Raw genomic sequence first — 13,542 nt, 5'->3', positions numbered from 1 at the left:
TTTATTTAAGGTCCAGCACCACGGGCTGGTGGTCCGAAGCCGCGGTCTCGGACTGCACGTCCACGGTTGCCACGCGCGGCGCCAGGTCTTCGGTGACGAAGAAGAAGTCGTAGCATTCCGGCCGGTCCGGCCACGGGTAGCCGTGCAGGCCGGTGGTCGGCGCGCGCGCCACATTGCCGTGGGCGACGCGCCAGGCGTCCAGCAAGGCGGGGGCGCCGTCTTCCATCGGCGCCAGCAGGGTGCGGTAGTCCTCGGTGTCCGGCGCAAAGTTGAAATCACCGCACAGGATCGCCGATGCCGGCCGGAAGCCCAGCTGGAAGGGCGCGTCCAGGTTCGGATCGGGCTGGAAGATGCGCGACCTGGCGCTGGCTTCCGCATGCAGCTCGCGGATACGCCGCACCTGCGCCAAGCGCTGCAGCGGCGAATAGTATTCGAGGTGGGTGGTCATCAGGCGCAGCTTGCCGGCGGGCGCGTCGATCACGGTTTCCATCAGGCCGCGCGGCATGCCGGCGGGATGTTCCGGGTCGACCGGCCAGGGCAGCAGGTGGCGGTGCACCTGCGAGATGCGGTACTTCGAGAGGATCAGGTTGCCGAACAGGCGGGGCGAGTTGTTCTTGTAGAGTTCGCTTGGGGCATGCTCCATCATGTGGTAGCCGCCGAAGGCGCCGCCCAGCTGCTTGAACTGGTTGGCGCTGGCGCTGCCGTCCAGTTCCGGGTGATTGGCTGCTACTTCTTGCAGGCACACTACATCCGGATTCAGCCGGCGCAGGACGTCGATGATCGCATGAATGCGGATCCTGCCGTCCTTGCCACAACCCCAATGAATGTTCCAGCTAACAACACGCATCGCATACCTCCGTAAAACTTAACCGTCGGATATTGCCATCGTTTGGCAAGGGGCGGTCACACGGTAGGATCAATGTCAGCCTTGCAAGTTCAATGTTGAAAACAAGGGTAAAAGGACGTGGCAAGTGGGCTGCGTCGGACGCTCAGGCGGCTTCCAGTTCGTCCAGCGGCCAGCGCGGACGCACATTGAAAGCGTAGTCGCGCTGCGCCAGATCCGGGTTGCGTTCGAGGCGCAGGGCGCCGGCAAACGCGATCATCGCGCCGTTGTCGGTGCAAAATTCCAGCTCCGGATAATAGACCTTGAACTTGCGCTTGGCGGCTGCCGCGTTGAGCGATTCGCGCAGCTGGCGGTTGGCGCCGACGCCGCCGGCGATCACCAGGCGGCTCAGGCCGGTATGGCGCAGCGCGTTCACGCACTTGGCGGTGAGCACCTCCACGATCGCGTCGACGAAGCCGCGCGCGATGTTGGCCTTGTCCTGCTCGCAGATGTTCGCCACCACTTTCTCTTCGTGGTTCTTGACCACCGTGAGCACCGCGGTCTTCAGGCCCGAGAAGCTGAAGTTGAAGTCCTTCGAGTGCAGCATCGGCCGCGGCAGCGTATAGGCGTTCGGATCGCCGAACTCGGCCAGGCGCGAAATCGCCGGACCGCCCGGATAGCCCAGGCCCAGCAGCTTGGCCGACTTGTCGAAGGCTTCGCCGGCGGCATCGTCGAGGGTCTCGCCCAGCAGGGTGTAGCGGCCGACGCCGTCGACCCGCATCAGCTGGGTGTGGCCGCCCGAAACCAGCAGCGCGATGAAGGGGAACTCGGGACGCTCGCTGGCCAGCAGCGGCGACAGCAGGTGGCCCTCGAGGTGGTGCACGCCCAGCACCGGCTTGTCGAGGGCGAGGGCCAGCGAACAGGCCACCGAGGAACCGACCAGCAGCGCGCCGGCCAGGCCCGGGCCCTGGGTGTAGGCGATGGCGTCGATGTTCGAGGCCGGCATGTCGGCGCGTTTCAAGACCTCTTCCAGCAGCGGCAGGGCGCGCCGGATATGGTCGCGCGAGGCGAGTTCCGGCACCACGCCGCCGTACTCTTCGTGCATGGCCACCTGCGAATGCAGGGCATGGGACAGCAGGCCGCGCTCGGTGTCGTACAGAGCCAGGCCGGTTTCATCGCAGGAGGATTCGACGCCGAGAACAATCATGGGGGGAAACAGCAGGGAGGAAAAACGGAGATTTTACAGTAGGGTGGGCGGGTTTCCCGCCCACGCGTTCAAATCACGTATGAAACGACGCGCCGATATTCATAGTCCGGTTGAGCGCGTGAGGGGGAGGACCCGCCCGCCCTACGAAAGCGTCAAGGACGCTGGAGAAGTTCCTTGTGCGCGCTGCGCAGCATCGCCTCGGTCTCTTCCCAGCCAATGCAGCCGTCGGTCACCGAGCAGCCGTACTTCAGCTGCGACAGGTCTTCCGGAATCGCCTGGGCGCCGCTGACGATGTTCGATTCGATCATCACGCCCACCAGCGAGCGATTGCCGTGCTTGATCTGCTGGATCACGTCCGACATCACCAGGGGCTGCAGTTCCGGTTTCTTGTAGCTGTTGGCATGCGAGCAATCCACTACCAGGTTGGCCGGCAGCCCGGCTTTCTGGAGCGCCTGTTCGGCGATCGCCACCGACACCGAATCGTAGTTCGGACGGCCGCCGCCGCCGCGCAGCACCACATGGCCGTAGGCGTTGCCGCTGGTGCGCACGATCGCCACCGTGCCCTGGCCGTTGATGCCCAGGAAGGCATGCGGGTTGGACGAGGACAGCACGGCATTGACCGCGATGGAGACGTCGCCGTCGGTGCCGTTCTTGAAGCCGACCGGGGTCGACAGGCCGGACGACATCTCGCGGTGGGTCTGCGACTCGGTGGTCCGCGCGCCGATCGCGGTCCAGGCGATCAGGTCGCCCAGGTACTGCGGCGAGATCGGGTCCAGCGCCTCGGTGGCGGTGGGCAGGCCCAGTTCGCACACATCCAGCAGGAAGCGGCGCGCGCGTTCCATGCCGACGTCGACGCGGAAGGAGTCGTCCATGAACGGGTCGTTGATGTAGCCCTTCCAGCCGGTGGTGGTGCGCGGCTTTTCGAAATACACGCGCATCACCAGCACCATGGTGTCCGCCACGTCGGCCTGCAGCGCCTTGAGGCGGCGTGCATAGTCGAGGCCGGCTTCCGGATCGTGGATCGAGCAAGGCCCGACCACCACGAACAGGCGCTTGTCCTTGCGGTCCAGGATGTTGCGCAGGGTTTCGCGGCCCTGCATCACGGTGGTGAAGGCGCGGTCGCTCAGGGGCAGGGTGGTGTGGAGTTCGGTCGGCGTCGGCATCTGCGCGAACGAACTGACATTGGTATTTTCGATGGCGGGCGTGTTGATCATGGTGCTGTGGTTTCTAGTGGGAATATCCAGTGTAGACCGAAAATGCTGCACTTGCACACAAGCGCCCAAAAACTCACGCCGCGCTCACGAGGGGCGCGCAGGCGTTGTATGCTTGCGCCATGGACAAGAACACCGAAGGATTCGCCGCCGCCCCCTTCATCAAGGAAATCGGCCGCGGCGTCAAAGGCGCGCGCAGCATGTCGCGCGAGGATGCCCGCGCGCTGTATGCCGCCATGCTCGACGGGCGCGTGTCCGACCTCGAGCTGGGCGCGATCCTGCTGGCGATGCGCATCAAGGGCGAGTCCGTGGACGAGCTGGCCGGCTTCATGGATGCGGCGGAAAGTTCGTTCGCGCCGCTGCCGTCGCCGCCGGGCGAGTTCGCCCCGGTGCTCATACCGAGCTACAACGGCGCGCGCAAGCTGGCCAACCTGACCCCGCTGCTGGCGCTGCTGCTGGCGCGCGAAGGCGTGCCGACCCTGGTGCATGGCGTGCGCAGCGATCCGGGACGCATCACCACCGCCGAGATCCTGGCCGAACTCGGCTTTGCCGAAACCGGGTCGAGCGCCGACATCGGCGCCGCCTTCGCCCAGCGCCGTCCCGCCTTCATCCCGATCGAGCAGCTGGCCCCGAGCCTGGCCCACATGCTGTCGCTGCGCCGCATCCTCGGGGTGCGCAATTCCACGCACACCCTGGTAAAAATCCTGCAACCCTTCGAGGGCCCGGCGCTGCGCCTGGTGTCGTATACGCACCCCGAATACCTGGAGACGCTGGGCGAGTACTTCAGCACGGCCGCTCCGCCCGCGCGCGGCGACGCCTTCCTGATGCGCGGCACCGAGGGCGAGACCGTCGCCAACCCGCACCGCACCCCGCGCATCGACTGGTTCCATGGCGGCGAGCGCACCGTGCTGGTGGAGCGCGACGCCCCCACCGACCTGCTGGCCGAGGTGCCGGAGGCGCGCGATGCGGCCACCACGGCGGCCTGGATCGCGGCCGCGCTGCGCGGCGAGGCGCCCATCCCGGCGCCGATCGTGGCCCAGGTGGCGCATTGCGTGGCGGTGGCGCGGGGGCTGCGCGCCCAGCCCTAGCCCTAGCTCTAGCCCTGACTTGCCGCTGTGGAGATGCGCCGAACCGTATACAATGGCCGGTTTTGGCGAATTCAGCGCCACGGCGAGGACACGGTAGCAAGGCATGGCAAAACACTATGATGTAGCGGTAATCGGCGCGGGCGCGGCCGGCATGATGTGCGCGGCAATCGCAGCCCAGCGCGGCAGGCGCGTGGTGCTGCTCGACCATGCCGAGCGCCTGGCGGAGAAGATCCGCATTTCCGGCGGCGGACGCTGTAATTTCACGAATATCAACGCCGGCCCGGCCAACTTCCTGTCGGAGAACCCGCACTTCTGCCGCAGCGCGCTGTCGCGCTACACGCCGCAGGATTTCCTCGCGCTGGTCAAGAAATACCGCATCGCCTACCACGAGAAACACAAGGGCCAGCTGTTCTGCGACGATTCGTCGGAACAGATCATCGGCATGCTGCGCGCCGAATGCAAGCTGGGCGAGGTCAGCTGGCGCATGCCCTGCAAGATCGGCAGCATCGAAAAGAGCGACACCGGTTTTCACATCACCGCGGAAGGCGGCGACATCGACTGCGACAGCGTGGTGATCGCCACCGGCGGCCTGTCGATCCCGAAGATCGGCGCCACCGACCTCGGCTACCGCATCGCGAAGCAGTTCGACCTGCAGGTGGTCGAGCCGCGTCCGGGCCTGGTGCCGCTCACCTTCGACGGCCCCAGCTGGGAAGCCTTCGCGCCGCTGGCCGGCATCGCGCTGGAAGTGGACGTCAGCACCGGCGGCGGCAAGGGCAAGGGGAAGGGCGGCAAGGGGAATGCCGGCGGCCACTTCCGCGAAGACCTGCTGTTCACCCACCGCGGCCTGTCCGGCCCGGCGATCCTGCAGATCTCGAGCTACTGGCAGCCGGGCACGCCCATCGTGCTGAACCTGTTGCCCGACATGGACGTGGTCGAGGAATTGATTTCGTCGAAAACCACGGTCAAGAAGCAGCTCGGCAACGTGCTGGCCCAGTGGCTGCCGGCGCGCCTCGTCGACGGCTTGCTGGTCGCCAACGGCTTCGCGCCGGACGCGCGCCTGGCCGACCTGGCCGACGCCAAACTGCGCAAGCTGGGCGACGCCATCAACCGCTGGGCCATCGTCCCGACCGGTTCGGAAGGCTACAAGAAGGCCGAGGTGACCCTGGGCGGCGTGGACACGCGCGAGCTGTCGCAGCAGACCATGATGGCCAACAAGGTGCCGGGCCTGTACTTCATCGGCGAGACCGTGGACGTGACAGGCTGGCTGGGCGGCTACAACTTCCAGTGGGCCTGGGCCTCGGGCTATGCGGCCGGACAGAGCGTATAACGCGACAAATGAGCGTTGTGGCAATTCGGGCACATCCTGATAAACCCTTCCACTGATCGATAAATGGTGCTAGAATTTCGTTCTTCCCTAAATCCAACGGTTTGATTTTTACATGACCACTATCCGCCTTAAAGAAAACGAGCCGTTCGAAGTCGCTATGCGTCGCTTCAAGCGCACTATCGAAAAAACCGGTCTGCTGACTGAACTGCGCGCTCGCGAGTTCTACGAAAAGCCAACTGCAGAGCGCAAGCGCAAGCTGGCTGCCGCAGTGAAGCGTCACTACAAGCGTATCCGCAGCCAACAGCTGCCGAAGAAGCTGTACTAATTAGACGGCATTGACGGCTTGTTCCGGCGACATCACTGTCCCGGCGAGCCGCTGAGCGTCCGCAAGCCCGCTCCGGTTGTTACCGCGGCGGGTTTTGTCGTTTATACCCATTCACCTTTACTCTAGAGCGACCATGAGCCTGAAAGCACAAATCACCGAGGACATGAAAGCCGCGATGCGCGCCAAGGAAAGCGCCCGCCTGGCTACCATCCGCCTGATCCTTGCCGACATCAAGCGCAAGGAAGTCGACGAGCAGATCGAACTGAACGACGCCCAGATCCTGGCCATCGTCGAAAAGATGATCAAGCAGCGCAAGGACTCGATCACCCAGTTCGAAGCCGGCGGCCGCGCCGACCTGGCCGACATCGAGAAATCGGAACTGGCGATCCTGTCGGCCTACATGCCGGCCGGCTTGTCGGACGAGGAAATCGCCGCCGAAGTGGCCGCCGCCGTGGCCGCGAGCGGCGCCGCAGGCCCGCAGGACATGGGCAAGGTGATGGGCGTGCTCAAGCCGAAGCTGGCTGGCCGTGCCGACATGACCGTGGTGTCCGGCCTGGTGAAGAAAGCGCTGAGCGGCGGCTGATCGCCTTTGGTCGAACGCGCGGTCGGCATGGCCGACCACCCTACAGAGAGCGGTGGATTGTAGGGTGGGCAGGTTTCCTGCCCACGCGTTCAACCAGCTTTAACATGATCGCGACGCGTGCGCCCCACAGCCGACCCCATCCAAACGGATGCCTTGTCGTAGATCAATTTGCAGTCACCACTGCGGTATAGTCTGAGTTGAGACAAACACTGAGTACCTTCTAGTGATTCCGCAATCCTTCATTACCGATTTGCTCAATCGTGTCGACATCGTCGACATCGTTGGCCGCTACGTCCAGCTGAAAAAGGGCGGGGCCAACTACATGGGCCTGTGCCCGTTCCACAACGAAAAGTCCCCCAGCTTCACCGTCAGCCCGACCAAGCAGTTCTATCACTGCTTCGGCTGCGGCGCCCACGGCACCGCGATCGGCTTCCTGATCGAATATTCCGGCATGGGCTTCGTCGATGCCGTCAAGGACCTGGCCCAGGGCGTGGGCATGGTGGTCCCGGACCAGGACGACAAGATCCCGCCGCAGCAGCGCGCCGCCCAGCAGGCGCAATCGCTGGCGATGACCGACGCGCTGGCCCAGGCCTGCGCCTACTACCGCGCCCAGCTGCGCGAAGCGCCGAATGCCATCGCCTACCTGAAGAACCGCGGCCTGACCGGCGAAGTGGCGGCCCGCTTCGGCATGGGCTACGCCCCCGGCGGCTGGGACAACCTGCGCTCGGTCTTCCCCGACTACGATGCCCTGGCCCTGGTGGAATCCGGCCTGGTGATCGACAAGGTCGACGAAGACGGCAACAACAAGAAACGCTACGACCGCTTCCGCGAGCGGATCATGTTCCCGATCCGCAACACCAAAGGGCAGGTGATCGGCTTCGGCGGCCGCGTGCTCGACGGCGGCGAACCGAAGTACCTGAACTCGCCGGAAACGCCGCTGTTCCAGAAGGGACTGGAGCTGTACGGCCTGTTCGAGGCGCGCCAGCCGATCCGCGACGCCGGCTACGTGCTGGTGACCGAAGGCTACATGGACGTGGTCGCCCTGGCCCAGTTGGGCTTCCCGCAGGCCGTGGCGACGCTCGGCACCGCCTGCACCAGCACCCACGTGCAAAAACTGCTGCGCCAGACCGACACCGTGATCTTCAGCTTCGACGGCGACAAGGCCGGCCGCCGCGCCGCCCGCCGCGCCCTGGAGGCCTGCCTGCCGCAGGTGACGGACGACAAGACCATCAAGTTCCTGTTCCTGCCGCAAGAGCACGACCCGGACAGCTTCGTGCGAGAGCGCGGCGCCGATGCCTTCGAGCAAGAAATCCACGAAGCGATGCCGCTGTCGCAGTTCCTGCTGCGCGAAGTCACCACCGAGCACGACCTGGACACGCCGGAGGGCCGCGCCCACGCCCAGCACGAGGCCAAGCCCATGCTGCAGGCGATGGCGCCGACCTCGCTGCGCCTGCAGATCGTGCGCGGCCTGGCCAGCCTGACCCAATCGACGCCGGCCGAGATCGAATCGCTGTTTGAACTGTCCAAGCCGGTATCGGTGGTGCGCCGCGCCCCGCCGCGCCAGGGCCGGCCCAAGCCGGTCGGGCTGGAACTGCAGATGCTGCGCATCCTGGTGTCGCATCCGCAACTGGCGAACCTGCTGGACGACGCGGCCCAGGCCTCGTTCGACTACTTCGGCCAGGAGGCCGCCGATGCCCTGCGCCACTTAGTGCAACTGGCGCAAAGCCTGGGCGAGTACGGTACTTTCGCCGCCTTGTCACAACAGTTAAAAGAAGTGACGGGAGAATACGACAGTTTGATCTCGGAAATCGCCGCCGAGCCGGAATCGGACCTTGAGGCAGATCGAATCTGGCTGCTCAGCGCTGTGCGCCAAATCAAGAAGGACGCTTTAAAACAAGAACTTAACCAGTTGTTTTCCTCTGGCCTGCCCCCAGATCAGGTGAGTACTCGCTATCGCGAGATCGTTGCCCAGCAGGACATCCTGGACCGGGAAGATGCAGCGGCAATGACGCCCCGTTAATGCTGGCCACGCAGCACGATTGTGGTCATTTGTGCAACTTGGAAAAACAGGGGTGCGTGCTATAATAAAACGCTAACTATTGCAACTGTTGAAACCATTTTTCGTTTCAATCGCGGCGTGGAGTTTCAGTTAGCGAGGCAACAGAATGTTGTCTGCAGGGTGATGTAAGGTAACAAAACTTTATCTTTAACCATCGTAAAGTTAGTCGTTGTGACTTCGAAAGCGCCTGTGCCAACCAAGAAACCCGAAACCAAAGTGGCTGCAAAAACCACGAGAGCGTCCGCCAAGGTGGACAAAGGTCAAGACACGGCCGAGGTTCGTACGGCGAGCCCGGCACCGGTCAACGCGACGACCGATGCGGCCGCACTGGCCGCCATCGACACGTCCGGCTACGTCCTGCCATCCGTCAAGGTGCCAGGGCGCCGTGGTCGCAAGCCCAAAGAATTCACGCCCGAGAACGACGAGATCGCCGCGCTGAACGCGGTCGAGCGCGCCGAACTGAAAGCCGCGGACAAGGCCAAGGCCAAGGACCGCAAGGCCAAGGAAAAAGCACTGCTCAAGGATGCGTTCTCGTCGGATACCGAAGCGAGCGAAGAAGAGCTCGAGATCCGCCGCAACAAGCTCAAGGCCCTGATCAAGTCGGGCAAGGAGCGCGGTTTCCTCACGTATTCCGAGATCAACGACCACCTGCCGGACAATATCGTCGATCCGGAAGCGATCGAAGGCATCATCGGCACCTTCAACGACATGGGCATTGCCGTCTACGAGCACGCCCCTGACGCCGAAACCCTGCTGCTGTCCGACGCCGTCCCCAACGTCACCAGCGACGACGAAGCCGAGGCCGCCGCCGAAGCGGCGCTGTCCACCGTCGACTCCGACTTCGGCCGCACCACCGACCCGGTCCGCATGTACATGCGCGAAATGGGCTCGGTCGAGCTGCTCACGCGCGAGGGCGAGATCGAGATCGCCAAGCGCATCGAAGACGGCCTGAAGGACATGATCCAGGCCATCTCGGCCTGCCCGGTGACCATCGCCGAGATCATCGACGCCGCCAGCAAGATCGAGCGCGACGAGATCAAGATCGACGAGATCGTCGACGGCATGGTCGACCCGGCAGAAGAAGAGCAGACCTCGCCGACCGCCGTGGCCCCGACCGCGACCGACGACGAGGACGAGGACAGCGACGACGAGGAAGACGCCGAGGAAGAGGAAGAAGAGAGCAGCAGCGCCTCGGGCGCGGCCGGCTACTCGGCCGAGCAGCTCGAAGCCCTGAAGCAGTCCGCCCTCGGCAAGTTCGGCAACATTGCCGACCAGTTCGACAAGATGCGCAAGGCCTTCGAGAAGGACGGCTACAACAGCAAGGCCTACGTCAAGGCGCAGGACGCGATCTCCAACGAGCTGCTGGGCATCCGCTTCACCGCCAAGGTGGTCGAGAAGCTGTGCGACACGCTGCGCGGCCAGGTCGACGAAGTGCGCCACATCGAGAAGCAGATCCTGGACGTGGCCGTGAACCGCTGCGGCATGCCGCGCGCCCACTTCATCAAGGTCTTCCCGGGCAACGAAACCAACCTGGACTGGGTGGACGGCGAAGTGAACGCCGGCCACGCCTACAGCGCCATCCTGGGCCGTAACATCCCGACCATCAAGGAACTGCAGCAACGCCTGATCGACCTGCAGGCCCGCGTCGTGCTGCCGCTACCGGACCTGCGCAACATCAACCGGCAGATGGCCGCCGGCGAAATGAAGGCGCGCAAGGCCAAGCGCGAGATGACCGAGGCCAACCTGCGCCTGGTGATCTCGATCGCCAAGAAGTACACCAACCGCGGCCTGCAGTTCCTCGACCTGATCCAGGAAGGCAACATCGGCCTGATGAAGGCGGTGGACAAGTTCGAATACCGCCGCGGCTACAAATTCTCGACCTATGCAACGTGGTGGATCCGCCAGGCCATCACCCGCTCGATCGCCGACCAGGCGCGCACCATCCGTATTCCGGTGCACATGATCGAGACCATCAACAAGATGAACCGCATCTCGCGCCAGATCCTGCAGGAAACCGGCGCCGAACCGGATCCGGCCACCCTCGCCATCAAGATGGAGATGCCGGAAGATAAGATTCGCAAGATCATGAAGATCGCGAAGGAGCCGATTTCGATGGAGACGCCAATCGGCGACGACGACGATTCGCACCTGGGCGACTTCATCGAGGACAACAACACGCTGGCTCCTTCGGACGCCGCGCTGCACGCCTCGATGCGCGGTGTGGTGAAGGACGTGCTCGATTCGCTGACCCCGCGCGAAGCCAAGGTGCTGCGCATGCGCTTCGGCATCGAGATGTCCACCGACCACACGCTGGAAGAGGTCGGCAAGCAGTTCGACGTGACCCGCGAGCGCATCCGCCAGATCGAGGCGAAGGCCCTGCGCAAGCTGCGCCACCCGTCGCGCTCGGACAAGCTGAAGAGCTTCCTCGAGGGCAGCAGCTGATTGTTGTAAGCTATCCTTGACGGACCTGTACTAAAAGCAATATCCTCTCGCCACTCTGCTTCACGGTTCCGCGCCGCTGAAGCGGGTGGCGAACGTTCTTTCTAGCCACTGTCCCGATTTCTGGGCCTCTAGCTCATGCCTGGTTAGAGCAGCGGACTCATAATCCGTTGGTGCCCGGTTCGACTCCGGGGAGGCCTACCACTTTTCTCCAGCAAGCCGTATAGCACCGTATCTAGCCAACACCCAAGCCATCGATTGGCGCGGCGCACAGCCTGCCACCGCGCCAACTCGGCTTCACTTCTTCACTGCGTCGGCTCCCCTACCTGGGCATCACCCGCCGGCTCCTCCCCCTCATCCGCCTCGATAGCCGGCGCCGCCAACCCATGCGGCCGTATCAAATCCAGCCTGACCGCGTACTTCACCCCCTTGCGCACGCCGCGCGCCGCAATTTGCCCGCCATCGTTGATCGCCACCGGAAAGCTGATGTCCCAGCCCGTGCTGCGGTCGATCAGCGCGTTCAGGCTTTCCATGCGCCTGCCGCGGTAAACGAAGGCGCCCAGGTGGTTGCTGTTGCCGACGACGTGGCCGTGGCTGTTGAGGGCCTGGCCGGTGCTGAAGCGCTCCGCGGTGGCCGGGCGCCGGTCGATGTCGATCAGGCGGCCGTTGCTGTACAGGGTGGCCACCCGGGAGTGGATCCCGCCGGACACCGCCGCCGTGCCGGTCACCTGGCCGCGGTCGTTGATGTCCAGGCCGTAGTTGGGCGTGTCGCCGTAGTCGTCCAGCTGGCGCATCGTGCCGCGGCTCCAGATGAAGGCGTGGTAGGGGATCTCCGGAAGGATGAAGGTGCCGGACTCGCCGGTGACCTGGTTGCGGTTGTTGAGTGCCTCGCCCTGGGTGATGGCGTTTTCGAAGGGCCGCGTGCCGATGTTGCGGTAGCTGCCGTTCGGTGCGCGCAGGTAGGTGAGGGGGCCGTCGCCGGCCGGCAGGCTGCCGTGCGCGAGGATGTAGCCGGCGTTGTTGATGTCCACGTAGCTGGTGAGGCGGCCGGGGATCGGATTGAGCAGGCGGAAGCTGCCCCGGAAGTAGACGTAGCCGCGGACCTGGCCGGCGCTGGTGCGCCAGTTGCCGAGCACCTCGCCCTTGTCGTTGATGACCGCCGCCCGGTTGCTGGTGCCGCCCAGCAGGCCCAGGTCGCGCGGGCCGTGGCCATAGTTGACGAAAGCGCGCGAGCTGGTGTCGCCGGCCGGGGTAAAGCCGACCACGGCGCCGGCCTGGTTCATGTCGGTAGGGTCGCTGCCCGCCGGGCCGACGATGGTTACCCGGTATTCGGGGCACGCTGGGGCGGCATTGGCCAGGCCCAGGGTGAACGAGAGCAGGAGCAGGGACATGCGGGACATGCCCGGCATGCGTGATATACGAGCGCGTGTGTCCATGACGAGCTCCACGAATCGGCGGCAAAGGGCAAGCGATGGCTGCCCGAGGCCGGATGGAGCCCGCCGCCAGGGCTGCCACCCGACCGCAGACGCATGTGGCCACAGCGCCTGACACACTCGGACCGCCACGGCGCGTGTGGGGTTCGATGCTGCGGCAGGCGGCGCCGGCTCACTGCGTCTCGTTCTCTGCCTGGTCGTCGGCCTCGATGAGCGGCGTTCCCAGCGCATGCGGGTGAATCAGGTCCAGCCGTACCGCGTACTGCACGCCGTTGCGCACCGCGTCGGCCGCGATCTGCCCGGCGTCGTTGATCGCCCGCGAGAAGGTGATGTTCCAGCCCGACTTCGGGTCGATCAGCGCGTTCAGGCTCTCCATGCGCCTGCCGCGGTAGACGAAGGGGCCGATCTGGTTGGCGTTGCCGACCACGTGGCCATGGTTGTTGATGCCCTCGGCCGAGCTGAACCGGTAGCTGCTGGCCGGGCGCGTGTCGATCAGGGTGGGGCGGCCATGGGTCCAGACGGTGGCGAGCGCCTCGCGGAAGGTCGGCGTCGAGGTGTAGCCGGCCACCTGTCCGCGGTCGTTGATGTCCAGGCCATCGTTGGGGGCGTAGCCGAAGTCGCCCAGCTGGCGCGTCACGCCCTTGCTCCACACGAAAGCGTGGAACTGGATTTCCGGAAGGATGAGTTCGCCGGATTCTCCGGTGACCTGGTTGCGGTTGTTGAGCGCCTCCACCTGGGTGGTCGGGTTCGGGTAGGCAGCGCGGCGATCAGCGGGTAGCTGCCGTTCGGCGCGCGCAGGCAGGACAAGGCTCAAGCATTTTTGCATCCTCACGGCAATCTCCTTGACGAAAAGGCTTGCGCCGGCCAGCGCGCCCATCGATCAAGCTACGCCGTCGAGCTCTTGCCGGTTTGGCGCCGCACAAGGCACATCGGGCACAGCGGGCGACGCATGCCGATTCGATCAGCATGGGCGCCGAATGTCATGAAAGAAAGCGCGCAGCGGCGGGTGAACGATCGACAAGGCCGACTGGCCATGCGCGTGCCCGC

General features: G+C 64.8%; 11 protein-coding genes and 1 tRNA gene. 7 read left to right on the top strand and 5 right to left on the bottom strand.

Annotated elements, in window-relative coordinates:
• Window position 1 precedes the first annotated feature (1 nt).
• The 3 genes from AB3347_RS04660 to AB3347_RS04650 all read right to left on the bottom strand — a co-directional run bounded on the left by AB3347_RS04660 (window position 2) and on the right by AB3347_RS04650 (window position 3,244).
• Entirely contained in the window at window positions 2-847 is an 846-nt protein-coding gene (locus AB3347_RS04660; RefSeq protein ID WP_369090620.1) for an endonuclease/exonuclease/phosphatase family protein, read from the bottom strand.
• A 142-nt stretch (window positions 848-989) separates the two neighbouring features.
• On the bottom strand, window positions 990-2,030 hold the full coding sequence (gene tsaD, locus AB3347_RS04655) for a tRNA (adenosine(37)-N6)-threonylcarbamoyltransferase complex transferase subunit TsaD (RefSeq protein WP_369090619.1): 1,041 nt from the start codon (window positions 2,028-2,030) through the stop codon (window positions 990-992).
• A 152-nt stretch (window positions 2,031-2,182) separates the two neighbouring features.
• A complete protein-coding gene (locus AB3347_RS04650; RefSeq protein ID WP_369090618.1) occupies window positions 2,183-3,244 on the bottom strand; it encodes a 3-deoxy-7-phosphoheptulonate synthase in 1,062 nt (353 codons plus the stop codon).
• A 119-nt stretch (window positions 3,245-3,363) separates the two neighbouring features.
• Between AB3347_RS04650 and ybiB the strand changes: the two genes are divergently transcribed.
• From ybiB to AB3347_RS04615, 7 genes are all read left to right on the top strand, one after another.
• Window positions 3,364-4,329, top strand: coding sequence for a DNA-binding protein YbiB (ybiB, locus tag AB3347_RS04645; RefSeq protein ID WP_369090617.1), 966 nt, complete (start codon window positions 3,364-3,366; stop codon window positions 4,327-4,329).
• A 103-nt stretch (window positions 4,330-4,432) separates the two neighbouring features.
• The gene (locus tag AB3347_RS04640) at window positions 4,433-5,656 is read left to right on the top strand and encodes an NAD(P)/FAD-dependent oxidoreductase (protein ID WP_369090616.1); all 1,224 of its coding nucleotides are present in this window, start codon (window positions 4,433-4,435) and stop codon (window positions 5,654-5,656) included.
• 112 nt (window positions 5,657-5,768) lie between these two features.
• Window positions 5,769-5,981, top strand: a complete 213-nt coding sequence (gene rpsU / locus AB3347_RS04635; RefSeq protein WP_005665410.1) for a 30S ribosomal protein S21 — start codon at window positions 5,769-5,771, stop codon at window positions 5,979-5,981.
• A 133-nt stretch (window positions 5,982-6,114) separates the two neighbouring features.
• On the top strand, window positions 6,115-6,564 hold the full coding sequence (locus tag AB3347_RS04630) for a GatB/YqeY domain-containing protein (protein ID WP_369090615.1): 450 nt from the start codon (window positions 6,115-6,117) through the stop codon (window positions 6,562-6,564).
• Between the two features lie 223 nt (window positions 6,565-6,787).
• On the top strand, window positions 6,788-8,584 hold the full coding sequence (gene dnaG / locus AB3347_RS04625; protein ID WP_369090614.1) for a DNA primase: 1,797 nt from the start codon (window positions 6,788-6,790) through the stop codon (window positions 8,582-8,584).
• A gap of 228 nt (window positions 8,585-8,812) precedes the next feature.
• Window positions 8,813-11,065, top strand: a complete 2,253-nt coding sequence (gene rpoD, locus AB3347_RS04620) for an RNA polymerase sigma factor RpoD (protein WP_369090613.1) — start codon at window positions 8,813-8,815, stop codon at window positions 11,063-11,065.
• Window positions 11,066-11,187: 122 nt separating this feature from the next.
• Window positions 11,188-11,266, top strand: a tRNA-Ile gene (locus tag AB3347_RS04615).
• A 101-nt stretch (window positions 11,267-11,367) separates the two neighbouring features.
• Here the strand turns inward: AB3347_RS04615 and AB3347_RS04610 are convergent.
• Both AB3347_RS04610 and AB3347_RS04605 read right to left on the bottom strand, forming a co-directional pair.
• Window positions 11,368-12,462 (bottom strand): HAF repeat-containing protein, encoded by a 1,095-nt coding sequence (locus AB3347_RS04610; RefSeq protein WP_369090612.1) that lies wholly within the window; start codon window positions 12,460-12,462, stop codon window positions 11,368-11,370.
• 205 nt (window positions 12,463-12,667) lie between these two features.
• Window positions 12,668-13,309 carry a hypothetical protein gene (locus AB3347_RS04605; RefSeq protein WP_369090611.1) on the bottom strand — a complete coding sequence of 214 codons (642 nt, stop codon included), beginning with the start codon at window positions 13,307-13,309 and terminating at the stop codon, window positions 12,668-12,670.
• Window positions 13,310-13,542: the final 233 nt, after the last annotated feature.

The sequence above is a fragment of the Massilia sp. X63 genome (assembly GCF_041023745.1).
In the GTDB taxonomy this organism is placed as follows: domain Bacteria; phylum Pseudomonadota; class Gammaproteobacteria; order Burkholderiales; family Burkholderiaceae_D; genus Telluria.
The sequence above is the reverse complement of the archived record's forward strand: the minus strand, read 5'-3'. Positions and strand labels throughout refer to the sequence as shown.

Excerpts from the sequence above, each read along its gene's own strand:
- AB3347_RS04650 (WP_369090618.1), bottom strand. The coding sequence starts at position 3,244 with ATGATCAACACGCCCGCCATCGAAAATACCAATGTCAGTTCGTTCGCG.
- rpsU (WP_005665410.1), top strand. The coding sequence starts at position 5,769 with ATGACCACTATCCGCCTTAAAGAAAACGAGCCGTTCGAAGTCGCTATG.
- AB3347_RS04640 (WP_369090616.1), top strand. The coding sequence starts at position 4,433 with ATGGCAAAACACTATGATGTAGCGGTAATCGGCGCGGGCGCGGCCGGC.
- ybiB (WP_369090617.1), top strand. The coding sequence starts at position 3,364 with ATGGACAAGAACACCGAAGGATTCGCCGCCGCCCCCTTCATCAAGGAA.
- tsaD (WP_369090619.1), bottom strand. The coding sequence starts at position 2,030 with ATGATTGTTCTCGGCGTCGAATCCTCCTGCGATGAAACCGGCCTGGCT.
- AB3347_RS04660 (WP_369090620.1), bottom strand. The coding sequence starts at position 847 with ATGCGTGTTGTTAGCTGGAACATTCATTGGGGTTGTGGCAAGGACGGC.
- AB3347_RS04610 (WP_369090612.1), bottom strand. The coding sequence starts at position 12,462 with ATGTCCCGCATGTCCCTGCTCCTGCTCTCGTTCACCCTGGGCCTGGCC.
- AB3347_RS04630 (WP_369090615.1), top strand. The coding sequence starts at position 6,115 with ATGAGCCTGAAAGCACAAATCACCGAGGACATGAAAGCCGCGATGCGC.